We start from the raw sequence: 24142 nt of genomic DNA on the forward strand, positions 1-24142 counted from the left end.
ACTGTTGAAGCATTGCAATTATTTGTGCTTCTGTAAATCTGCTTTTCTTCATAACTTAAAAATAGTTGATTTTTAAACTGTATGAAAAACAGGGAAGCCTTCAGACTGATTAATTATTTAAGAAACATTTAAGGTTGATTATTGAAAATTACCTGTTATTTCAATGACTAAATTCTGGAAGATTTATTTGGTGTTTTCAATTTCTCCAAAAAGATCTTTCAAAGAAATTGAAAAATACTTACAGATTTCGGAAAGGGTACTAACCGTAATATTGGATCTGTTAGCTTCAATTCTTGCAATATGGATTCCGAGATCATTATAGACTTCTTCTTGAGTAAGCCCTTTTTCATTTCGTAATGCTTTAATCTTTAAAGCAATTTTTTCTAGTAACTCAATATTTCTAATCTGTTCTCCCATTGATTTGGGAAAATGGAAATTTTTATTAATATTTGTAATGACAAAAACGTCATTTATATGAAGAAAATTTTTATATCTATCTTGCTATGTGCTTCATCTTTGCTCAAAGCTCAAACCACTGAAGAATTACAAAACGAAATTGAATATTTGCAGGAGATTAATTCCACGTGTAGTCTCTTAAATACCAATGCAGATATAGAAATAGTCAACAGCAATGATGATTTAGATTTTAAAGTTATTTCTGTAACGGGATCTACAGATGCACAAACTATCACGCTCAAGTTTTTAATAAAACATGAACTTGTTAATAAAGAGTTTGATCTTCATCTCGCGTCGGGAAAACCCATAGCATATAATATTGTAGGGGAAGGTCTAGAGTTTAAATCGGCCACTTTTCCTAATTCTCCGAACCAACTTCATCGGGGAGTAATAAGCGTAAAAGTACCAACCAACGTTGCGGTTCAAGGGCAAATTAAATTTCAAAATGTTCTTCCCGGTACCACTCAATTATCCTATATAGGATTGAATTATTATTTACTGAATTTAAGAGGAAATAGAGATCGAAAAAATTATAGAATTGAAATTAGAAACATATCTGTGGATTGGAATTAATAATTAAAATAACATAGCATCTTATTATGAATTGATTCCAGAATATCGCCAATATTTAATCATTAAATTCAAGATAAATAGATTACAAAACGGCGTGGGCTGTGCTTGTTTAGTGATAGGTGTCTGGCGATACCTTTGGAATCAGCGAGTTCAGTTCCACGCTTTTTAAATAATGAAAATCCTTAAAATCGTCAGCATGAGTACATTACTTTATATCCTAAAATTTAAGAACCATAAGAAAATAAAAATCGGGGTCACTACTAATCTTATTTATCGAATATCTCAAATCGAAAAAAAGACTGGATTTAACGTTGATTATTATCAATCTAGAATAGTCACCAATTCTAGCAAAAGAAAAATAACATTATTAGAAAGAAACCTTTTAGAGATCACCTTGGATTTTAAGTATCATTTTAGCAAGGATATTGATTTTGCGGGAAAGCAGGAGTTCAGACAAGACAATTGCCTTAATTTAATCTTACAATATATAAGTGATCAGAAAGATTATGGAATGAAATATAAAATTTACAAAGGAATTGATACTTGTGGTTTGTATAATCATAAACTTCCTAAAGTTTATTTTCCGATAGAAATTACCTTAAATTTACTTTCTCGCGTACTTGCAGAAGATCTTGTTGAGTATTGCAACGAAAACGATTTAAATGTATTAGAAATATATAATCAGGCTATATACGAATATGCAGTCAGAAATGGTTTTGATCGGAAAGATAACCCAATCCAAGATTATCAGCATTTTTTTAAAGTATAAAGCATTCTTTTCCCTTGTCTAATAAATCATCCAAGAGAATTGATTATATTTCTTTTTTGATTAGTTTAGGTAAACCCTATGAAAATAATCTAAAGAGCTAGAAAAGGTTCCTTAAAATTGTAAATTACCTTTTCCTTAGCTTTTTCAATAAACTGGTCAGTATTAATTTCAATTGGATCACGCCCCTGAATGTGTTTGCTTTCTTCTTCAATTCTACTTATTTTTTCTAAACATTCATCGATAAAACAATTTTGATGAAAAGTTTTCATTGATTGATATTCATACTCTATTTCCTGTTCTAATTCACTTCGGGAGTATTTTTCTTCATATTCAGATAAATTGTTCATTAAGTTTAATACAGCGCTTGCAGCACACCGACCAAGTTCACTATTTGTATTCCATTTGGGATGAGCTTTATTTAAATAACTCACAATAAAACGGTAAAGATCTTTACCGGTATGTTCCTCTAGTTGGTAATAATCTTCGTGTTCTTCATAATTGTCAAGGTATTCTCGGTATAACCAATCTATTTCTGCATTTGTAAACATAGCTAACCTTTTTTATCAAGATAAAACTTTTTGAGTAGTACCGCAAAGAAATAACGTTATTATGTAAAATAAAAATTTACCAATTCTCGATATAAATGAGAGCATTCTCATACCAGCTATGCTTATTTGCAGCTTCAATTAACCGATTCTCTAACTTAATTTGACCTTCCTCTGAAGATTCATGATAAAGTTGTAGATAAGCTATTTGATACATAGTTTTTTCTCTTGCTTGTTCAATAAAAGTAAAACCATAGAACACAATGACAGTAGTTATAGAAATCGAATATAAAAGGGATTTTAAATTTTTTTTAGAATCTTCATTAAAAATAATTTCTCTTTTGTTGGGACGTTTTGGGATAAGGTTTATAAGCTTTCTAAGCTCCTCTTTTAGCTTTTTGTGGGAATTCAGATTTTCATTTTGAATTTCTAAAAGTTCACGATAAAACTTCTGATCATTTTCTATTTTTTTATTATACTTTTTAAATTCATTGTTCAATTCGTGGGCTTTTATTCCTTTAAAAGCATTTGCTACTTTATTAATCGATGCATCTTTTTGATGAGTTCTCTGGATTAATAAGTCAATTTTTCTCTCCAGTCTCTCTATATTATTTTCCATTTCTTTACATTTAAGTTATTTTGAACAAATTATTACTTCCTCTAGAATTGAATCTATGGATTCATAAACCTCTTCTTCCAGTTTTAAGCTTTTCTCAAGGACGATTATATCGTTTAATGCATCTCGGTAGCCTCTTTTCAAATGGTAACATTCTTTAAATTTATAGCATGGATCGTAGGGGTGGATGTGATCTACATCTTTAAGTTTCTGTTTATCAGCAGAAGTGATATTATAAATCACCTTAACTTTTCTGATTAATTGGTCAAGAGTAAAATCCGATCGGATACTTCCCTTTTGAAACATCCTTTCCATATAAACAATTATACCCTTTCGAGCTGAGATTTTTAATTTCTTAGGTAATTTAGTAGAGACTTCCTTTATTTTAAATGCTTCTTCCATTGCATTTCTCATTTCCTCCATCGAGAAAACTTCCTTATTATTATTAATTAAATTTGTAAAGCTATCGACCATTTTTTCATATTTTATTTGTTCTTTAATTTTTGCGTTCATAATTATAAATTTGGTCCTTTTGAAATATTTTTTTCAATTTTTTGTTGCATACCATTTCTGATGATTTCATAAATAAACTTTGAGTACACACCTAGTTTTTCATTATATAGATGAGGGTTTTCAAGAAACTCAAGTCCTAGTAATAGTTGTCTTCCATATGTAGAATTTTGCCTGAATTCGTTTTTAAAAGCCTGAGAAATGAATAAAAATTCTTTTTTTGACATATCTGAATGAAATCGTTCACATCTATCTAATGCATTATAAAAATGATTTTGTAGGGTTCTATTGTTAGACTTCGCTTCTACTAAAAAAGATTTTTTATGTTCGGTGTTAATGTTTTTAAATAAAAGAGTTGATAGAAATTTAGAAATATAATTTCCGAATTGGAACATTCTAATACCCGTAATAGGTTCAACTAGTAACTCAGTAGCTACATTCAGATAGGCTTCGTTGAACACTATGTTTTTAAATTTTATTTTTTCTTTTCTCAAACCTTCTAATAATGACTTTTTATAAGAATCAAGTTCGTCCAAAGATTTATACATAAAGCATAAAGCTGCGTATTCAAAATAGGTTAAACTAAATTCTTTGTCATTATTTGAATAAAATAACTGGTGGTAAGCTAGGTTGCAGATAATCGACTTGTCATCTTGGGAAGATAAAGGAATACTAAAATTTGAATAAAAATTTTCAAAATTATTTTTATTAAAAAAAACATTAGGTAGATAATCTTTCATTTATTCAATTGTTTTTCGTATGTATATTAATAATATGTGTTTTTTTTAACCTGATACACATATTATTGATATTCAATTAGTTATCAATTCAAACTTATGTAATTAATATTTTCTGAAGAAATTTTTTTTTCATTTTTTTTATCTATTTAAGGTCAGTAAGACTGTAAACCTTTGATATCCGTTTTCTTATAAAAGTTTTAAAAATCCAAAGGTTAGGGAATTGAAATTTGCAATTCCCTAACCTTTGTTCTTCACTATTACTTGCGCCTACATTTGACATCAATTAACAACAAATTATTTTGAATTATGAAGCCAAAATTAATGCTCGTAACAGAGAAAGGAATGCAAGAATTTATACCGCTCACACGATATGAAGAATTGCAAACACGATTTGAGAAACTATCGAACGAAGAAAAAACTCAAAAAGCGGAAAAGGAAAAACTCTATACCATGACACAAGTTTTAAAAATTTTTAAAACCAGTCGACCTACCATTTACGCATGGGAGAAAAAAGGAATTCTACATCCTATTCGAATCGAAGGTCGGGTTTACTTTAAAGCTGACGATTTGGATAAAATGATAGATTCAAAAAGGTGATTTATTTCCCTTTTGTTATTCCGAAGCAAATTCAGAAAACTTTTTTAAACTGAATTTCTGAAGAAGATAGCACCTAAAATTACGATTTTAAATCTACTGAATAATCATTTATAAATTTTCCCTTTTAAAATTATTATAGACTCTTTGGTAAAAGTTCTAATAAGAATTTTGTTTTCGAAAATGGACTTTATTTAAACAAAAAGGGAATAAACAAGCTTTTATAAAGCTTGGGCAACTTTTAGTTGCAGCAAGTGGTGTTTTTGCACTCCTTAACGTGAGTACAAAACTAAGATTATTCGCTAAAGCTCATACAAATGAAAAAAAATCATCGAATACAATTACGCCTTACGGCAATTGAAAAAACCGCCATTGAAATGAAAGCTAAAAAGTATGAAACCTCTATTACACAAGTAGTAATTTCAGCTATTTTAAATAAACCAATTCCCATCAAATGGGAGCCTGATGAACATGCAGAAAAGCTGAAAAACGAACTTTCCATAATTGGAAGAAACCTTTGGATGCTGATTAAGTATAAGAAGAAATTTCAGCTTTCTGAACAATTTAAAATTCAAGAAATAATTAATGAACTGTTACAGCTCGTACAAAAAATCAATCAGTATTATGATCGCAAAAGTTGAACTCAATCATAGCATTTCTGGATTGATGAATTACCTAACTAATAAGAAACATTTAGTGATGGATAGCAATGAAGTCTTACCAATTTCTGACCCTAAATACATTTCCAAAGAATTTAAAAAAAGGCAATATTTTAATTCAAGATGTAAAAAACAAAACTTTCATATCATTCTTTCATTCGGTAATAAGGACAAAATTGATAATGAAAAACTTGATACGATTTGTCGTGATTTTATAAAAAGTTTTTTTGAAGGAAAAGCGGAACAATGGATAGCTATTCGCCATCCCGACACGCAGAAACATAAACATATACATATAGCCCTCAACCGAATTACGAGAGATGGAAAAGCTTTGGAAACAAGTTACACAGGAAGGCGCTCATTAGAAATCTGTAGAAAATTAGAAAGCAAATATGGTTTGCAACAACTCTCAAATACCAAAGGGAAAAATAAAAATAAAATGAAAAGTGAATTGAAAATTATCATTGAGCAAGCTTTACAGGACTGTGTGGAGTTGGAAAGTTTTAAAAACGAGCTTTTGAAATCTAATTATAAAGTACTTACAGGGCGAGGAATCACTTTTGTAAATAAGACAAATGGAGCAAAAGTTAAGGGAAGCGCTATAGCGAGAGAATACAGTCTACAAGGTATTAAGGATCGGCTAAGTTTAAATCAGCAAAACATTTCAAACTCTTATTATCTAATTGAGCCCAGTAGGAGTTTAAAAGATCTAACAGAAACAGTTCTGGGGACTGCAGAAGAGCTTTTAAATTCTCAACAAACACAATATCACGAAGAACAAGAAGAACTAAACCGAAAAAAGAAAAAGAAAAAAAATAAACGTAAAGGAAAAACTCTCTAATATGGAAAAAGAAATAAGAAATATCGAGCAAAAATTAAATTTACTAATTGATTATTTGCAACAGGAGGAAAAGGAGAAAAAAGAATTGCTAAAGGATCATAAGGAAGTAGGAGAACTAACGGGTGAAATAAAAGAAGTCTCTCATAAGGTTTATGAAGATTTAGTAAATCATGGTGAAGTTTTAAAATCTCACCGTATAATTGTGGAAAGTCACTTTCAAGAAATGAATAAATATAATAATAGTGTGGAGTATTATATGAATAAAATACCCACAGAAATTGAATGCATAAGGCATATAACCCTCGACCCTCTTTCCTATAAAAGAGCTATTTCATTGTTTTATATCATCTTCTTTACCATTTTGACAACAATAATTGTATGGATCAAATGCGTATAACTGCTCGATAAATATTTGCATAAAAACGAAAGTTATTTAGGTTTCAGTAGCATAAATAGATTTCCTAAATTTTAAGAATTTACTCATTCCTATTTAAAATATAATTTTCTAATTTTGGAAAATATCCTTAAAAAAGGAAAATATCCAAATTATGAAAACCAAGTCCATTCTCCATCTCGATTTAGATACCTTTTTTGTATCTGTAGAACGTTTAATTAATAGTGAATTAATGAATAAACCACTTTTAGTGGGTGGATTGGGGGATCGTGGCGTGGTTGCAGCGTGTAGTTACGAAACACGGAAGTTTGGCGTTCACAGCGGAATGTCAATGAAAGTTGCACGAAACTTATGTCCGCATGCGACGGTTATTAAAGGAAATGCATCCACTTATACAAAATACTCACATCTTATTACTGAAATTATTAAATCAGAAGTTCCTGCCTTTGAAAAGGCAAGTGTAGATGAATTTTATGCAGACCTTACCGGAATGGATCGTTTTTTTGGAACCTATAAATTTGCCGGAGAATTACGTCATAAAATTATCAAAGAAAGTGGCTTACCTATTTCCATCGGACTTTCTCAAAATAAAGTAGTTTCCAAAATTGCTACCGGAGAAGCCAAACCAAATAATCAACGTATTATTGAAATTGGAACCGAAAAACCATTTCTAGCTCCCTTATCGGTTAAAAAAATACCCATGGTAGGGAATAAAACCTATCAAAAATTAATTCAGTTAGGGGTACAACATATTCATACCATTCAAGAAATGCCGGTAGAAATGTTGGAAAGTGTTTTAGGTAAAAATGGAAAAACCATTTGGTTACGTGCGCAAGGGATTGATAATACACCCATTATTCCATTTCACGAACGCAAATCCATTTCAACCGAGCGCACATTCAATAAAGATACCATTGATATGAACCGTTTAACGGCTCCCATTCAAGCGATGGCAGAAAGTTTAGCTTATCAACTTCGCAACGGAAATAAATTAACTTCCACGATCAGCGTTAAAATTCGGTATTCCGATTATCAAACCTATTCTAAACAAGTAAAAATACCTTATACCAGTGCAGATCATATTTTAATTCCAAAAGCTTTAGAGCTTTTTCATAAACTTTATCATCGAAGAATACTTATTCGGTTAATCGGGGTTCGATATTCAGGAATTGTAGGTGGAAATTATCAAATCAATTTATTTGACGATTCTCAAAAAATGCTTGATCTCTATCAATCCTTAGATAAAATAAAGAACCGTTTTGGTGAAAAAAGTGTCCTACGCGCTTCCACCTTAGGAACCCGTACCATTGGCGGAATGCAAAACCCGTTTAATGGAGAACCACCCATTGTTTTAGCACATCGGAAACAATAACATGTATTTAAATTGTCATACTTGGTTTTCACTTCACTACGGAACTTTTTCTGAAGAACAGCTCTGTAAACTTGCACAATTAAATGGTGTACTAACCGTCACAATTACCGATATTAATAATACATCTGCTTGCCTTAATTTTTTACGAATTGCTCCCAGCTATGGAATTAAACCCTTAATAGGAATTGATTTTAGAAACGAGCATCACCAATGTTATGTAGGAATCGCGATGAACCGTAACGGTTATTTGCAGTTGAACAACTTTTTATCAGAACACCTGCATCATAAAAAAGAATTTCCAGATGAAGCCCCAAATCTAAAGGATTGCTATTTTATTTATCCTTTTGAAAAAGCTCTAAAACTTCAGAAAACCACCTTTACAGAATTTGAACGAATAGGAATAAGTCTTCAGAACTTTAATCAGTTTAAATTTTCAAAGTATACCAAAGAACATTTTCAGTCAAAAATTGTTTTTCAACAACCGGTTACTTTTCGAAATAAAAAAGATTTCAATACTCATCGATTATTGCGTGCTATCGATTTAAATACAATTCTAAGCAAACTTCCGGTAGATCAACAGGCGAATGAAGCTGATAAAATGATTCCTCAAAATGAACTTATTCAACAGTTTGAAGATTATCCCTGGATTCTACAAAACACGCAAGCACTTGTTGACAATTGTGATGTTCAATTTGAATTCGGAAAAGGATTAAACCAGAATTTAAAAGTCTATACTAGTTCTAAAACCGAAGATGAGCAACTACTTAAAAATCTTTGTCAAAAGCGGTTAGAAAAACGTTATTCAAATCCCTCAACTTATATATTAGAACGTTTGGAACGGGAATTAAATGCCATAATTAAACTCGGTTTTGTCTCTTATTTTTTAATCAATTTAGATATTATAGAATATGCAAAACAAAAGAACTATCCTTTTATCGGTAGAGGAAGCGGAGCCAATTCGATTGTAGCTTATATTTTAGGAATTACCAATGTAGATCCTATTGAACTCGATCTATATTTTGAACGGTTTATAAATCCGAACCGAAGCTCACCACCCGATTTTGATATTGATTTTTCTTGGAAAGATCGCAATGATGTTACGGAATATATTTTTAAAAGGTATAAACATACCGCGTTAATGGGAACCTATGTTACCTTTAAACGAAAAGCGGTCGCTAGAGAATTGGGAAAAGTCTTTGGCTTACCTAAAGAAAATATCGATAAACTTTCTTCAGGATATTATAATTTTCAGCAACTCGATCATTTAGAAAAACTCGTTTTGAAATACAGTTCTTACATAGAAGGTTTTCCGAATTATGTAAGTGTTCATTCCGGCGGAATTTTAATCTTAAATGAAACGGTACATCAATATGCAGCTACTATTTTACCTCCTAAAGGATTTGCCACCATTCAAATTGATATGCACATTGCTGAAGATGTCGGAATTCACAAATTTGATATTCTAGCACAACGAGGACTTTCTAAAATTACCGATGCGATTGAATTGATTAAAGAAAATCAACCTGAAGCTAGGTTAGAAGATATTGAAAATATTCAAGCTTTTAAAAATGATAAAAACATCAATAATCTACTAAAAATTGGGGATTGTATGGGCGTTTTCTATGTAGAATCACCGGCAATGCGTGGTTTACTCACGAAACTTCAAACCGATAATTATTTAAACCTTGTGGCTGCAAGTTCAGTGATTAGACCTGGGGTTTCCAGCGCGGGAATGAAAGAAGAATTTGTCCAACGTCATCGCTTTCCTGAGAAACGAAAAGAAGCGCATCCTGTTTTATATGAAATTATGCCAGATACTTACGGTGTAATGGTTTATCAAGAAGATGTGATGAAAGTAGCTCATCATTTTGCAGGATTAGATTTGGATGATGCCGATGTATTACGAAGGGGAATGAGTGGGAAGAAAACTTCCAAAGGGCAAATGGAAAAAATAGAGGAGAAGTTTCGAAAAAATTGTAAAGCCAGAAATTATGCTGAAGCGTTAACTGAAGAAATCTGGACGCAAATTTCCTCATTTGCCGGTTATGCATTTCCAAAAGGACATTCTGCTTCCTATGCAGTAGAAAGTTATCAGAGTTTATATTTAAAATGTTATTTTCCACTAGAATTTATGGTCGCTGCGATTAATAATGGCGGTGGTTTTTATTCTATTGAAACTTATTTACAAGAAATTAGGAATAAAGGCGGAACGGTTCATCCGCCTTGTATTAATAAAAGTGATCATCCTACTACGATTCACTGGAAAGCTATTTATTTAGGTTTTGGTTATTTAAAAGAATTGGAACAAAAGACCATTCAACGAATATTAGAAAACCGTCAGTTTTATGGAAGTTTTACCTCGCTGGAAAACTTTTTAGATCGTATATTAATTTCTATTGAACAAATCAGCATTTTAATAAAGATAAATGCGTTTCGTTTTCTGAAAAAAGAGAAACACGAATTGCTATGGAAAGCCCATTTTATTTTAAATAAACAAAAAGTAAACGAACATCAAAATCGGTTATTTTCTAATCCACCAAAACAATTTCAGCTTCCTTCTTTTGAGCATAATTTTTTAACGCACGCTTATGATCAATTGGAATTATTAGGCTTTCATTTATACCATCCATTTAAGTTATTAAAGTATAAATTAACCAGTAAAATGACGATGAACCGTCTTATGAACCGTACAGTTCAAAAAGACGGTTCATTAATGAATTGTGACGGTTCAACCGTTACGGTTTACGGTTATTTGATCACCCTAAAAGGCACAAAAACAAGCAATGGTAAACAAATGTACTTCGGAACATTTTACGATTATGAGTTTACAATTTTTGATACGGTTCATTTTCCCACAGTTGCGGAAAAATTTCCAATTCGTGGAAAAGGAATTTATCGTTGTACAGGAGTTCTAAAAAATGATTTAGGGTATGTTTATATTCAAATCACCTCAATTTCCCGAATGGAAGTTGTTACTGATCCACGACAGAATAAGTAAATCGAAGGTTTTGTGTTTCGTTAATCGTTTTTCATATTATTCGTTATTTTATTTTTTAACAAAATTGAACAAATTCGATACCCTGTGATAGTAAAAGATAGACATTAAAAGAACAATCTATACACTTTTTGTCTATAAAAGTTTTTTTGTTTTTCCTTTTTCTTCAGTTGGATTAATTACCAACTATACTTCAACATAAATTGTTTTCACTTTAAAAAACTTTTAATTTTACTTCTCCTCTTAATAAGTATTATCTAAATTAATTTTATATTATTCAACGTATCGCAAAACTTAAGCTTGATGAACAGTACAGAACTTAAATTAAGGGAAAGAATAAAAGAGCTTACTTGTCTTTATGAAATCTCTTCCATTATTGGGAATACCGATATACATTCTTTACCCAACAGCCTCAACGCGATATTAAAGAGCTTAAAAAAAGCTTTTCAATACCCTAAGTTTACCGAAATAGAAATTGCCTATGAAGGAATTTCTTATACCACCGGTACTATGAATTATGAGGTTAAGATTACCAGTCCCCTCAAACTATTTAATAAATCTAAAGGAAGCCTAACAGCCAGCTTAAAAGAAGAAAAAAGCTCTTTTTTAAAAGAAGAGAAACAACTGATAGATAGTGTAGCTTTAAAAATTAGTAACCTATTGGAAAGAATTGAGGTTAAAAACAATGAAAATTCTTTACGGCGCCAGGTAGAACGTACCGACCGGTTAAATATTTTAGGGGAAATTACCGCAGGAATCGCCCACGAACTCAATACTCCATTGACGAATATATTAGGATTTTCAGAACTTCTTAAAGAAAACTGTAAGCAAGAAGAAGAAAGTAAAGACTTAGATAAAATTATTCAAAATGCGATTTACTCTAGGGAAGTCGTCAAAAAATTAATGTTCTTTGCTTGTGAAATGCCTCAAGCACGGGAAACCATTGATATTGTCCCTACCATTAAAAGTGCCATCGACTTGTTAAGGCCCACGCTTAGGAAAAAACAAATTGAATGTATTTTAAAAACCAATGAAGAATTATTTTTAAAGGCAGATGCATTACAAATTACCCAAGTACTATTCAATTTAGTTATGAATGCTATTTATTTTACCCCGGAACAAGGAACTATAGAGATAAATGCATTTCAAAAGAACGAACAGATCATAATTAACGTGAAAGACGAGGGAAGCGGACTTACGGCTGAAGCAAAAGAAAAACTTTTTGAGCCCTTTTTTACCACCAAGCCTATTGGCGAGGGTTCCGGCTTGGGGTTAAGCGTAGTTCACGGGATCGTCGCGAGTCATCAAGGAAGTATTAGTGCTAAAAACAATACAGAAAAAGGAGCTACCTTTGAGATTAAACTACCGATCAACTAACATCTTATGAAATTAAGAGAAAATATATTAGTGGTAGATGACGATCTTTCTATCGTTGAGCTATTGCACCGACATTTGAGTTCTTGGGATTTTCATGTATTCAAAGCAGTCTCTGTTAAAGAAGCAGTCAATATTTTAAAAGATACGAACATCGATCTTTTGATTACCGATCTAAAAATGCCACAAATAGATGGTTTTGAGCTTATTAAATTTGTAAGTGAGCACTACCCTCACCTACCCAAATTAATTGTGACCGGTTATCCTTCTGTACAAGATTCTTTAAAAGCTATTAAAAATGGAGTTGCAGATTATCTTACCAAACCTTTTACCAAAGAGGAGCTAAGGTTGGCGGTAGAAAAATCGATGCAGTCGCAAACACAACACATTGCTTTTACCAAAGACAAAGCGCAAACAGCTAAAAAACTCCCGAAAGAAATCATCGGTGAATCTCAGGCTATTCAAGAGATTTTTGAAATTATAGAGCGTGTAAAAGATAATAAAGCTACCGTTTTTATTCATGGTGAAAGCGGAACCGGAAAAGAGCTTTTGGCACGGGCGATCCATTATGAAGGGAAATTTTCTAAACAAGCTTTTATAGCGGTTAACTGCGGTGCCATCCCCGAAAATTTATTAGAAGCTGAACTTTTTGGATATAAAAAAGGTGCCTTTACAGGAGCTGAAACTGATAGAAATGGTTTCTTTCAAGCGGCAAATGGCGGAACTATCTTTTTAGATGAAATTGGTAATGCTCCTTTAAATGTTCAAAATAGGTTACTAAGGGTATTACAGGAAAAAGAAGTGATAAAAGTGGGTGCACAAAAGCCCGAGAAAATAGATGTAAGAATCATTGCAGCCACCAATAGCAACCTAAAAGAAATGAGTAAAAAAGATCTTTTTAGGGAAGATTTGTATTACCGTCTCGTGGTGGTAGAAATCGAAGTGCCGCCGCTACGTCAACGAAAGGCAGACATCCCCTTATTGGTCGATAAGTTTTTATTAAAATATGGATTAGAGTATAAAGATAAGTTTGTAAAAATTAGCCCAGAAGCATTAAATGTTTTACAAAGGTATCATTGGCCGGGTAACATTCGAGAATTAGAAAATGTAATTCAAAGAGCGGTTATTTTATCAGATAAAATTATTGATGTTCATCATCTTCCCGAACATTTAAAATATAAAATCGACTTTCCCAAGGATGAGTTCATCACTTTAAAAGAGATGGAAAAAAAATACATTCAAAAAGTATTGCGGGCAACCGATCAAAATAAAACCAAAGCCGCCCAAATATTAGGGATCGATAGAAAGACCATTCGGTTAAAACTCGATCAATAGAAAACGGGTAAAAAAGTACCAGACGGTACTTTTTTACCCACTCTTATTCTTAGGTTGAAATACCTTATCATTTATAATTAACTGTATTTCAATAACTCACCCTCTTCTTATATAAATTCGTTTTTATTTGGTATAGCCATTGACTTTAGTACATCAAAATTAAATGTACTATGATCGACCCTATTCATTCTATTTGTAAAAACTGTAGGCATAAAAACTACTGTGTGCTTACCCTTCATAAAGATCAAGTTTGGTCTTGTGATGAACACTCTACTAAAAACGCCTAATTATTTAAGTAAAAATTTATGAACACAACTTTAATAAACGATCAAAAACCTGAGGGAAAAGTTTCTCAGGGAATGATGGAAAACGTATTGGAGCAGTTTACAAGCGCGGCTCAATACATTAATTTACATCGTGATATTCAAAAAATTCTAAAAATTACCAATAACGAACTCGTACTTCATTTCCCTGTGAAAATGGACGATGGCTCTGTTGAAATTTTCACGGGATACCGTGTGCAACACAATAATGCTTTAGGCCCCTATAAAGGAGGATTGCGCTATCACCCCACAGTAGATATTAATGCTGCCCGTGCTTTGGCCATGTGGATGACATGGAAAACCTCTTTGGCAGGGCTACCCTTTGGTGGTGGTAAAGGAGGAATTCAGCTAGACCCTTCTAACTATTCTATTACCGAATTAGAAAGAATTACAAGACGCTTTACCTATGCGTTAGGAGATAATATTGGCCCGGATCATGATATTCCTGCGCCAGATGTAAACACCAGCAGTCAAACTATGGCTTGGATGGCAGATACATTTATGAGTACACGTTTACCTGCTAAAAGATCTGTCAACCAGCATGTGGTGACCGGAAAACCAGACGGCATAGGTGGACTTGAAGGTAGAGACCGTGCAACAGGTTACGGGGTATTTTTAAGTATTAAAAAGTATTTAAAAAAGCAAAACCAGTCTTTGCTCAACAAAACATTTATCGTGCAAGGTTTTGGAAATGTAGGCTATTGGGCAGCTAACTTCTTAGAAAAAGAAGGAGCGATTTTAGTAGGTGTACAAGATGCTTCGGCGACTCTATATAATCTACAAGGGATTGATGTTTCTTCGCTAAATGACTATGTAAATATTAATGAAAATCGCATTGGAGGGTTTCCAAGAGCCGAAATTATCGATAGTGCTCATTTTTTTCAGCTCGATTGTGATATCATCATTCCGGCAGCATTAGGCAATCAAATCACAGAAGAAAACGCCGATACGATTCAGGCTAAACTTATCGCAGAAGGTGCAAATGGCCCTATTAGCAACGAAGCAGAGAAAATTCTGTTGAAGAATAGCGTTACGATTATTCCTGATATCCTTTGTAATTCTGGCGGAGTGATTGCCAGTTATTTTGAATGGCTTCAAAACAAAAATGGAGAGATTTGGCAGTTAGACGATACCTTAAAAAAGCTAGATCTAAAATTAGAAGAATCTTTTAATAGTGTTTTTTACTACGCGCAAAAAGAAGGTATCGATATGCGGAAAGCCGCTTATTGTATTGCGATTAAACGAATAGAAAAGGCCTATATACAAAGAGGGCTTTTTCCTTAAAAACAAATCTTATGAAATACGGTAGCCACATCATAGAAAAAAAGGAGTATGTGTACATGAAGAGACTGCTTAATATCTCTGGATATGACCACACGATAGCCCATAAAATGGCTTTAGAAAAGCTTGCGCTCAAACTGGAGGATTCCATTATTGTAGATGAAGAAGATATGCCTGCGGATATTGTAAGGTTAAACAGCAAGTTAACTATTAAATCCATTTCCAATTCTTCTACAATGCCTTTACAAATAGTTATCCCGATGGAACAAAACATTCGAAAGCAAAAGTTATCTGTACTTAGCCCCCTTCCTATAGCCTTAATGGGCTATTCTGAAGGGGACGTTCTGGAGTTAGCGTTTACCCTTGAAACCCCAACCCCGTATGTTATCCAGCAAGTGAAACAAGATATAGAAGCCAATAAAATAGATATCCCTATATAGTTATGAATGATAAATCACAAGCAATTTTTTTGCACGAGGACGAACATAGTATTTCGCATAAAAGAAATACTAAAGAATTAGAACACTGGATAAGTCATCTCATTTTTATTGCGAAAGAAATAGACTATTTACACAAATTGTGTAAAGCAGATAAAAGAAAGGAATGTTATTTTTTAGAAATAGAACTCGATAGAAAGAAAAATAGAAATAAGCAACTTCTATCAACCTTGGTAAAATATAGTAAAAGCCGAGACTTGCTTAATGAATGTGATGATATGCAATGTGATCGGCTTTTTATACACCACCATGAAATTTACCGAAGTAAATACTTCCGATTTATTTCTGAGTATCGAGCGGTAAAAGAAAAGCTATTTAATTTAATAACCTAACTCATGCTATGCTCTTGAATTCTAATCTTGAAAAAATAAGTGACACCAAAAAATTATGTCTAAAAAAAGATTTAATGGAGCTTCAACATTGGCTGACAAAACTGGAAGAAAACCATCACGAATTGGATTACCTTCAGTTAATCCATAAAAAGATTATTCAAGATTCAGAAACAGCATACGGTTTACAACAAGTAAGGCGTATAAATACGTTGGTTTTCGCCAGTTTTTGTAAGTATGAACAAGAATTAAAAAAAAATTTGGAATACAGTCATGAAATGTATGATTTTAAGCGTCACGAAAAGAAAAGAGTTGAGTATATAAACAGCGACAAGCATTTTTATGATTTTAAAATACGTTTTTACAAGAAGTTAAGCAAGTATAATATTAGATAAAAAGCAGAGGAATGAGTTTTCGAAAGTACGCAGTCATCGCTATTATTATTGGTATTATTATTATCGTTTTATTGTGCTGGATAGTTCCGCCTCCTATTTTTGAAGAACAATAAATTTTCACTAAAATAGCTAACGATGAACTAAAAATAGCAAGCTAAATACGCTGATTTATAAGCAGTCAATAGGATATGAAAACCTATTTCATAAAATTAACCATGCGGATAGTTTCTTTAATACAATACCTTGCAAAAATCTCCATCTTATACTATTCAAAAAAGTGTGTTTTGGGCGTAATTTACTGATCATTAATCCTTGTAATATGAAACTATATATTATTGGCGCCGGCGCGATTGGAAAAGCCCTTGCAGCATGTTTAGCCTGACATGGGAAAAATGTAGAGCTTATTCGTGGAAGTGTAGCTAAAGGAAAGGAATACAGTGAAAAATTGACCCTAAAACTAAAAACAGGAACAATTTTAACTTCAACTATTAAATTCAATTATCTGAATAATTTTTCCGTTTTTGAGGGAATTATTATTCTGACCACTAAATCTTTTGGCAACAAAGCCTTAGCTGAAAAATTAAAGGCGAAAGCAGCGTATACGCCAATTGTTATTCTACAAAATGGCTTGGGTATTGAACAACCTTTTATCTCTAATGGTTTTTATAAACTATACTGATGCGTACTCCTAAAAATACTTCGAATTAATTTTTTTCTATACTTCAAGTGTAGCGTACTCATAGACTAGAATTTAAATGGTCGGTTTTTAGCAATCTCTAATGATAGCTTAATTTAATTAAGCTTCTTTCATTTTTATAAATAATCTGTTCGCTATTTAAAATGAAGTGCTTATTTTAAAAAAATAATAATTTGTATTCTCTAAATATTAAAATACTATCGAGATAGTTTTACAATTTTTTAGAAACTATCTTATAACCTTTCTATAACCAATGAGGAATCTTAGTTTAGTTAAAACTGGATAACCATAACAATCAAATGTTTTTTTGATATATCAATTTCTACGTCTTTCTAATAGTTTTCCATATTTTTACAATTGAAATGAATATAGAGATACCAAATTACTTATTTTATCGGAATTATATTTTGTTATACCAAATTGCTTTTTATATCTGTATAGATAGAAAGCGCTGAAACATATTGAAAAATTGTAATTCTAAAACACATTATAGGTCTCCTCGTTTTCTTTTTTAAAACATTCATTACCCACTAAATAACACGTTGTAAGCAATTTAAAACAGATACGAAATAGTGAAATTAAAAAGAAGAAGAAAATTAGTAACATACTTAAATATTTTAGACCAACCTGTCCGATTTAATCCATTCGTTTTCAGTCGAACTTTTTTATTATGGGCTTTACTCGGATTAATCGGAGGAATAATTGCAGGAATTTATTGGATTGGACTTGAGTTTCTGACTCATCAATTAATTTTTTTTTTAATGATTGGCAAGTTATTCCGTTAATGGCAATTTGCGGACTTTTAGCAGGCTTGGTAATTCATTTCATTGGAGATCCGGGAGAAATACATTTAATCGTAAACAATATTCGGTTTAATAAAGGTAAACTTGAGCCTAAAAACAACCCATCAATGATTTTCTCTTCATTGCTATGTGTCGCGTCAGGTGGAAGTCTTGGACCTGAAGCACCGTTAGTTCAAGTGACAGGTTCAACAGGATCTTGGTTAGTTAAATTATTAAGACTTAAAGGAGAAGAATTACGGTCATTAAGTATAGCAGGAATGGCTTCAGGGTTTACAGCGTTATTTGGTGCTCCTTTAGGTGGAAGTCTTTTTTCGTTGGAGATTCTGCACCATAAACACGCAGTTGAATATTACAAAGCTATTATTCCTGCATTTGTTGCAAGCTGTTTTAGTTACTTGGTTTTTGCATTAATCATTCATTTAGGACTTGGCCCAATATGGGACTTATCAGCATATGAATATTCAGGGATTTTTGATTTTGGCTATTCCGTTATATTTGCAGTAGTTGGAGCTACTTTTGGGTGGGCTTTTATTTTTTGCACTAAATTTTTAAATCTTTATTTGAGAAAAGACCAATTCCCATTTATATCAAAACACTAATTGGAGGTATTTTACTTGGAATAATCGCATTCTACTTTCCATTAACAAGGTATTTTGGACATCACGAAATTAACGAACTATTGTCAGGAAATTTTTCAATGACTTTATTGTTTGCAATTTTAATTTTCAAAATCATAGCCATTTCAATAACAGTAACATCAGGTTGGAGAGGTGGATTTATTATTCCATTATTTTTTGTAGGAGCTACATTAGGACTAATTATACATAAACTTTTCCCAACAATAAATTTAACATTAGCGATAGTTAGCTGTATGGCTGCAATTAACGCTTGCGTAACTCGAACACCAATGGGTACAACAATTTTACTTGCTACATTGACAGGGTTTGGTCATTTTATTCCAATCTTATTTGCAAGTTTAACAGGCTATTTTTTAGCTCCGAAAATACCTTTTATTAGTTCACAAATGGAAAAATAACTGAACGAAAATTAGAATTGAAAATAGCGCAAAGAGTTTAGGATTGGGATATGTTAACTTTTAATAAAAAATTTGAGCAAAAAGCAGGAAAAGCAATATTAGGAGAGTGTAAAATAAGTAGATAATAACTGCTTAGAACAATGTTTTACGGCAATAGCGGTTTGAGCACGAACTGAACTGTTTTTGTGTTCAATTAAGGATCATCTTACATTCCGAAATGTCAGGAGTCTTTAATCCGCTTTAGCTCTTTTACTAGACAGTTACTTATATTTAAAACACCTCAATTTACCGAATGAAATATAGGTCTTTAATAAATATAATTCGTGAGTTAAAAATTTATAATCATATTTTTTTACATAATTTATATCTATACAAAAGCTTTTTTTGGTTTATAAGCTCTTTTAAGCATTTCTTGCGAAGGAACTTTTTTCAGGGTTATCTTGTTAAATTTTATATCCCATATAATCAATCCAAAATTCTCAAACTCTTTAAGCCACTCTTCCATGGGCCAACAACCCCATTTTTTAAAAAAAACTTCTGCATTTTGTAATATAGAATGAAAATGCTGTAATGGCGGTTTATAAACTGGATGTTGCTGATGAAATGCTACCGCAGGAGAAATAGAAAAAGGTATATTTCTCCTATTGCACGTCCAAGCAAAATCGGTATCTTCTGCTCCGTAACCTTTAAAACTCTCATCGAAACCGCCAATTTTATCAAAATTATTCTTTTCAATCGCAAAACAAAGGCTCCAAAATAGCGAGTAATTTTCTTCGGAATATAGCGTTGGACTAAAATTTCTATCAGGATGTAATACGCTTTTCTCCTTTAACTCTTTATTATTGATTTTTTTAATTTCTTGAGTTAAATATCGAGGCGTCCCCATAATTAATCCTTTCTTATCTTGTAACGCATTTAGCATTTCTTCAAAATAGGTATGGGAAGGAATACAATCTACATCAAGAAAAAGTAGGTTATTTGTACTGGCTGATTTTGCCCCTAAATTTCTTGCACTAGCTAAAGGTACATTTTCTTCAACTGAAGTTTCAATTGTAATTATTTTTATAGGCAAATTGGTGAATTCTTTAAGATCAAGTGTAAGGTTTATGGCAACTATAATAACTTCAGTAGGAAGAATACTTGCCTTTTGAATGCCTCTTAACATGTTGAAAAGGTGCTTTTTTCTACCGGAGGTAATCGTAATTAAAGAAAATTTCTTCATTTTATTTACTTTTTTATATCAATAAGCTTGGTTAGTAATTGAGATGTAGTGTTATTTTTTTCGGCTAAAATTTTAAAAAAATCTTGTTTTAAAGCAGAGGGAAAAATAAGAGGCTCAACATCTTTAAATAGTACGCTGCAATCACTTTCAATATCTTTTAGAGTATAAAAACGATTGTATTTTAGCAATTGTTTACACATTGTAATTTGTTCTGAAAACGGACGTTCTTCTGGGATTAAAACAGTAGGTTTATGAATAGGAAGCACTGTAGCTATTGTATTTAACCCACAGTTACAAATTATGATGTCACATTTTACCAAATAAGAAGGTAAATTGTTAACGAAGCCTAAATAGCGAATTCCTTTCACTTTTTTATTGAAATTTCCGGCAGCTAAAATTTCATATCCTTTAAATATTTCAGCAATTATTTCAGCGCTTGATTCTAATTTATCATTTCCGCCTTTACCACTAATTATTAAAACACGTTTGGTTGTTTCAATTTTCGGTAAAGAAACCGACTTCCTATTTTCTGAAGATAAAAAACCGGTATAAATGGTTTTTTCTTTAACCCAATTGGGCGTATTGGAACTCTCTAAGGCTTCAGGGAAATAAGCCAATAAAACTATAGCTCCTTTAAAAGCATCTAAATGAGGTTTATCATTTCGGTTTCCTGGTAATCTTACATATGCATAGGGTACAGAACTACTTCTACATAAAGCTGCAATTTCTACACTTACATCAATTATCATTAATTGTATAGCAAAGGTCTTTAAGTAGTTTAGCAATAATAAGCTTCGTTCGTAAATAGACTGCTGCCCCACAGGGGAATAGTGTAAATAGGAAGGTAACTCTACAGTGCTATTATGGAAAGCTGTGCCATCGGGATCTTCAGTAGGTAATAAAAAACTTATTTCTTTATTTTTATTGTTTTCGAGACTACTAAAAATTTTAAGTCTCCCTTTTAATTTTTTTGCAAAATAATTAGCGCTTGTTAAATGTCCCGAACCGTGATGATGTGCATAATACCCAATCATATTAAGACATTATTTTTATTTGGTGATGTTTAATTAAATGTTGATAAAGTCTGATATAGTTAGTTACCATATTATCGATACTAAAAAACTGAACTGCTTTTTCACGGCATTTATTTCGATTTAAATTTTGTGCGACTGAAATTGCAGCTGCCATTGAATTTGTGCAGACATCCGGAATTAAAATTCCGCAGGTATCATCTAATATTTCGGTTGCAGCACCTTTTTTCCATGCGATAACTGGCGTTCCGCAGGCCAAAGCTTCTACAAGGGTTAACCCAAACGGTTCTTCCCAAACACTCGTAAATAAACAAACGGAACTAATTTGAAGGTAATTACGAATTTCAACTTGGGTTAAATGTCCTTTGTATATTACATTGGGATGCGTTAAAGATTTTTCAATATACTTCTGGTAGTATGTAGTATTCGAAATAGGCCCGGCAACAATTATTTTCTTATTAGCCTTAATAGCAGCTTCTATAGCAAGATGTGGAGCTTTTTCTTTACAAATTCTTCCATACCACATTACTAAATTTGTTTCAATTTTTTGAGTGGTAGGCTTCCAAAACTCGGTCGATATTCCATTGTAAATTACGGAATGTTCTTCAACTAAATCTTCAAATTGTTTTGATAAATTATTACTTACAAAACTGAAGTAGTCGTTCCCCGGTTGTTTTCCGCGTAATTCTAAGCCTAATTGTATAAGAGGAAACGGAGGGACGTGAAAGGTTGTAAGAAAAGGAATAGGAAAGTTTTTTCCTTCAGTTAGAGGTAGATAATGCATGGAGTGATTATGTACTAAATCATAGTTTCCTTCCTTTATTTTACGAAGCGCCTCACTATAAGTAAAGTGTTCGTTTAAAAACTCTTTTTCTGAAGACTGAAAAGGTTTTTTCTCTAATACCGGTTCAATTGATTTTAAAGCTTTTACATTCAGTTTTGGGTCAGATCCTTCCAAAGCATAAACATCTACCGAAATATTCCGTTGCAATAAATTTTCAGCTAACGCATAAAGAATCATTTCTAAACCGCCGGCAAAAGGCTCTTTTAAAGGATGCTTTGAATGTCCTAATAGGGCTATTTTCATGAGATAACTTTCTTTAAGGAATGTGAGGTATTTAAAAATTGTTTGTAAAAAACGAGATTACTAATTACCCATAAGGATGTTATTAAAGAAAAGAGAAATTGGGTGAAAAATTCGAGCTGATAAAAAAAGAAAATGTTAGTACATAATAAAATACTCGTAAAAAAGGCAGGAAATATATTAAACTTCTTACTTCGTTTCTTTTTTTTATTGGTTCTTATAAATCGTTTAGAATAGCCAAAAACCGCAGGCCACCAATCAAATGCGCCAAGACTGGCAACAGATAAATGAACAAAGAAGGCTCCTATCCATGATTCATTATTGGAACTCTTGCTTTTTTTAAAAATAAGTAATTTAACAAGGATAAATAGTAAGTAATGTCCCAAACAAATTTGTACCATAGTTTGCAGTGGTAAACTTTGATTAAAAGGCCTAGAAATAAGCAATAATAAAAGCATCAAGCTAGGAAAACCTAAAAAATTTATCCAAGCACTAAGTTGTACACTAATGATAAACTTATCATTCAAGCGTAATTTACTGTTTTTTATCAAACTAATTAAACATTGCATATTGCCGTAAATCCATCGATTACGTTGTTTACAAATACTTATGGTAGTAGAAGGTACTAAACCTTTACCTACTATTTTAGGGATATACCGTAGTTTATAACCTTTGGCTCGCAATTTAATCCCTAAACTAGCGTCTTCGGTAAGAGAAAAAGATTTCCAGCCTCCTACCTTATCTAAAGCTTTTACAGAGATTAATGAAAGTGTACCTGTTGGTAGAGCTGTGCCATATTTATTTCCACCATTAGCGTATATATTAAAGTAATGTTCAAGTTCTTTTACAAGAAAATTTTGCTCCGAAGCATTATAATAAGCTTGAGGGAATTGTACGACTGCTAATTTAGAATTGGTAATATAGCGAATTGCGGTAGATAAACATGTGCTATCTAACCTATAATCGGCGTCAACCGTAAAAACGTATTGCGATGAAGGATGGGATTTTTTTCTACAAAAATCTAACGCGGCAGCCTTGAACCCTTTAAGCGTTTTCTGGTGGAAAAACTTAACTTTATTATGTGAGGCACAAAATTCTTGTACTGGTTTCCAATTAGCCTCTTGGGATGAATTATTATCGAAGACAATAATTTCGAAATTTGAATAAGTCTGATTTAAACAACTCTCAATTACAGGAATTACAATTTCTGGAGGCTCATCACAAATAGGGATATGAATTGAAATAAATGGAGGAGTTTTTTTCTTTTTTAAAGGAGCACACATACTTTTTTTTCTATATGCCAGCCATAGCTGACTTATTAATTGGAAATAGTGAAACCCAAAATTAATAAGTAATAAAAACACAAAAATTGAAGAATCGTACCACATTAAAAATAAACCAACTAAGAATATAAAACAATACAGAAAACCTCTTCTCATAAAAACTTTATTAAGATGATAAAACTAAAGAATGTGGGTAGGTATAAAGTGCTTTATACGGAAAACACTTGACTGTATTGCAGACAATTTATTTAATTATTTTATGAAAAATAGTATATAGTTTTTGTAATATTCATAAAACTTGTTAAACTTCAATAGTTTTTTCATTTCAAACCTTTTAATTAAGTATCTTTAATACAGTACTCAATTAATAACTAATTAAATAAATCAT

The 24142-nt window shown here is 32.0% G+C and carries 24 protein-coding genes and 1 pseudogene; 16 read left to right on the forward strand and 9 right to left on the reverse strand.

Annotation, left to right across the window (positions count from 1 at the left end; all coding sequences use genetic code 11):
- Nucleotides 1-183 precede the first annotated feature (183 nt).
- Nucleotides 184-417 carry a helix-turn-helix domain-containing protein gene (locus tag ACFFGL_RS11840; RefSeq protein ID WP_378928504.1) on the reverse strand — a complete coding sequence of 78 codons (234 nt, stop codon included), beginning with the start codon at nucleotides 415-417 and terminating at the stop codon, nucleotides 184-186.
- A 57-nt stretch (nucleotides 418-474) separates the two neighbouring features.
- On the opposite strand from ACFFGL_RS11840, the gene ACFFGL_RS11845 reads away from it, so the two are divergent.
- Nucleotides 475-1029 carry a hypothetical protein gene (locus ACFFGL_RS11845; protein ID WP_309730745.1) on the forward strand — a complete coding sequence of 185 codons (555 nt, stop codon included), beginning with the start codon at nucleotides 475-477 and terminating at the stop codon, nucleotides 1027-1029.
- A 196-nt stretch (nucleotides 1030-1225) separates the two neighbouring features.
- Nucleotides 1226-1798 carry a GIY-YIG nuclease family protein gene (locus tag ACFFGL_RS11850; RefSeq protein ID WP_309730743.1) on the forward strand — a complete coding sequence of 191 codons (573 nt, stop codon included), beginning with the start codon at nucleotides 1226-1228 and terminating at the stop codon, nucleotides 1796-1798.
- A gap of 89 nt (nucleotides 1799-1887) precedes the next feature.
- On the opposite strand, the gene ACFFGL_RS11855 is transcribed toward ACFFGL_RS11850, so the two are convergent.
- The 4 genes from ACFFGL_RS11855 to ACFFGL_RS11870 all read right to left on the reverse strand — a co-directional run bounded on the left by ACFFGL_RS11855 (nucleotide 1888) and on the right by ACFFGL_RS11870 (nucleotide 4209).
- Nucleotides 1888-2346, reverse strand: a complete 459-nt coding sequence (locus ACFFGL_RS11855; RefSeq protein ID WP_309730740.1) for a hypothetical protein — start codon at nucleotides 2344-2346, stop codon at nucleotides 1888-1890.
- A 76-nt stretch (nucleotides 2347-2422) separates the two neighbouring features.
- Nucleotides 2423-2962, reverse strand: a complete 540-nt coding sequence (locus ACFFGL_RS11860; RefSeq protein WP_309730737.1) for a hypothetical protein — start codon at nucleotides 2960-2962, stop codon at nucleotides 2423-2425.
- A 15-nt stretch (nucleotides 2963-2977) separates the two neighbouring features.
- Entirely contained in the window at nucleotides 2978-3472 is a 495-nt protein-coding gene (locus tag ACFFGL_RS11865; RefSeq protein WP_309730735.1) for a hypothetical protein, read from the reverse strand.
- Between the two features lie 2 nt (nucleotides 3473-3474).
- Nucleotides 3475-4209: a hypothetical protein gene (locus tag ACFFGL_RS11870; protein WP_309730734.1), complete on the reverse strand. Its 735-nt coding sequence runs from the start codon at nucleotides 4207-4209 to the stop codon at nucleotides 3475-3477.
- Nucleotides 4210-4515: 306 nt separating this feature from the next.
- Here ACFFGL_RS11870 and ACFFGL_RS11875 point away from each other — a divergent pair, with 306 nt between their 5' ends.
- The 14 genes and pseudogenes from ACFFGL_RS11875 (at nucleotide 4516) to ACFFGL_RS11940 (ending at nucleotide 19134) form a co-directional block, all read left to right on the forward strand.
- Nucleotides 4516-4806 (forward strand): helix-turn-helix domain-containing protein, encoded by a 291-nt coding sequence (locus tag ACFFGL_RS11875; RefSeq protein WP_309730732.1) that lies wholly within the window; start codon nucleotides 4516-4518, stop codon nucleotides 4804-4806.
- Between the two features lie 314 nt (nucleotides 4807-5120).
- Nucleotides 5121-5444: a plasmid mobilization protein gene (locus tag ACFFGL_RS11880; RefSeq protein WP_309730730.1), complete on the forward strand. Its 324-nt coding sequence runs from the start codon at nucleotides 5121-5123 to the stop codon at nucleotides 5442-5444.
- Nucleotides 5428-6303 (forward strand): relaxase/mobilization nuclease domain-containing protein, encoded by an 876-nt coding sequence (locus ACFFGL_RS11885; RefSeq protein ID WP_309730728.1) that lies wholly within the window; start codon nucleotides 5428-5430, stop codon nucleotides 6301-6303. Before ACFFGL_RS11880 ends, ACFFGL_RS11885 begins: the two co-directional genes overlap by 17 nt.
- A 1-nt stretch (nucleotide 6304) precedes the next feature.
- Nucleotides 6305-6700: a hypothetical protein gene (locus ACFFGL_RS11890; protein WP_309730727.1), complete on the forward strand. Its 396-nt coding sequence runs from the start codon at nucleotides 6305-6307 to the stop codon at nucleotides 6698-6700.
- 151 nt (nucleotides 6701-6851) lie between these two features.
- Entirely contained in the window at nucleotides 6852-8069 is a 1218-nt protein-coding gene (dinB, locus tag ACFFGL_RS11895; RefSeq protein WP_309730725.1) for a DNA polymerase IV, read from the forward strand.
- A 1-nt stretch (nucleotide 8070) separates the two neighbouring features.
- The gene (locus tag ACFFGL_RS11900; RefSeq protein WP_309730722.1) at nucleotides 8071-11067 is read left to right on the forward strand and encodes a DNA polymerase III subunit alpha; all 2997 of its coding nucleotides are present in this window, start codon (nucleotides 8071-8073) and stop codon (nucleotides 11065-11067) included.
- Nucleotides 11068-11367: 300 nt separating this feature from the next.
- Nucleotides 11368-12441, forward strand: coding sequence for a sensor histidine kinase (locus ACFFGL_RS11905; RefSeq protein WP_309730720.1), 1074 nt, complete (start codon nucleotides 11368-11370; stop codon nucleotides 12439-12441).
- Between the two features lie 6 nt (nucleotides 12442-12447).
- Nucleotides 12448-13773, forward strand: coding sequence for a sigma-54-dependent transcriptional regulator (locus ACFFGL_RS11910; RefSeq protein ID WP_309730718.1), 1326 nt, complete (start codon nucleotides 12448-12450; stop codon nucleotides 13771-13773).
- 305 nt (nucleotides 13774-14078) lie between these two features.
- Nucleotides 14079-15380, forward strand: a complete 1302-nt coding sequence (locus ACFFGL_RS11915) for a Glu/Leu/Phe/Val family dehydrogenase (protein WP_309730716.1) — start codon at nucleotides 14079-14081, stop codon at nucleotides 15378-15380.
- 11 nt (nucleotides 15381-15391) lie between these two features.
- Nucleotides 15392-15817, forward strand: a complete 426-nt coding sequence (locus ACFFGL_RS11920) for a GreA/GreB family elongation factor (protein ID WP_309730714.1) — start codon at nucleotides 15392-15394, stop codon at nucleotides 15815-15817.
- Between the two features lie 2 nt (nucleotides 15818-15819).
- Nucleotides 15820-16206, forward strand: coding sequence for a hypothetical protein (locus ACFFGL_RS11925; RefSeq protein ID WP_309730713.1), 387 nt, complete (start codon nucleotides 15820-15822; stop codon nucleotides 16204-16206).
- An 8-nt stretch (nucleotides 16207-16214) separates the two neighbouring features.
- Nucleotides 16215-16598 (forward strand): hypothetical protein, encoded by a 384-nt coding sequence (locus tag ACFFGL_RS11930; RefSeq protein ID WP_309730712.1) that lies wholly within the window; start codon nucleotides 16215-16217, stop codon nucleotides 16596-16598.
- A gap of 445 nt (nucleotides 16599-17043) precedes the next feature.
- Nucleotides 17044-17277, forward strand: a complete 234-nt coding sequence (locus tag ACFFGL_RS11935) for a 2-dehydropantoate 2-reductase N-terminal domain-containing protein (protein ID WP_309730710.1) — start codon at nucleotides 17044-17046, stop codon at nucleotides 17275-17277.
- Nucleotides 17278-17867: 590 nt separating this feature from the next.
- Nucleotides 17868-19134, forward strand: a pseudogene (locus ACFFGL_RS11940) (chloride channel protein).
- Between the two features lie 367 nt (nucleotides 19135-19501).
- Here ACFFGL_RS11940 and ACFFGL_RS11945 read toward each other — a convergent pair.
- Genes ACFFGL_RS11945 through ACFFGL_RS11960 form a run of 4 tightly spaced genes read right to left on the reverse strand, consistent with a single transcriptional unit; the run spans nucleotide 19502 to nucleotide 23910 of the window.
- Complete coding sequence (locus ACFFGL_RS11945; protein ID WP_309730708.1) at nucleotides 19502-20356, reverse strand: glycosyltransferase family 2 protein; 855 nt, start codon at nucleotides 20354-20356, stop codon at nucleotides 19502-19504.
- Nucleotides 20357-20361: 5 nt separating this feature from the next.
- Entirely contained in the window at nucleotides 20362-21390 is a 1029-nt protein-coding gene (locus tag ACFFGL_RS11950; RefSeq protein WP_309730706.1) for a glycosyltransferase, read from the reverse strand.
- Between the two features lies 1 nt (nucleotide 21391).
- Nucleotides 21392-22474, reverse strand: coding sequence for a glycosyltransferase (locus tag ACFFGL_RS11955; RefSeq protein WP_309730704.1), 1083 nt, complete (start codon nucleotides 22472-22474; stop codon nucleotides 21392-21394).
- Nucleotides 22471-23910 carry a glycosyltransferase family 2 protein gene (locus tag ACFFGL_RS11960; RefSeq protein WP_309730702.1) on the reverse strand — a complete coding sequence of 480 codons (1440 nt, stop codon included), beginning with the start codon at nucleotides 23908-23910 and terminating at the stop codon, nucleotides 22471-22473. The genes ACFFGL_RS11955 and ACFFGL_RS11960 overlap by 4 nt, the downstream gene beginning before the upstream one ends.
- Nucleotides 23911-24142: the final 232 nt, after the last annotated feature.

The sequence above is a fragment of the Mesonia maritima genome (assembly GCF_042433895.1).
Lineage (GTDB): Bacteria > Bacteroidota > Bacteroidia > Flavobacteriales > Flavobacteriaceae > Mesonia > Mesonia maritima.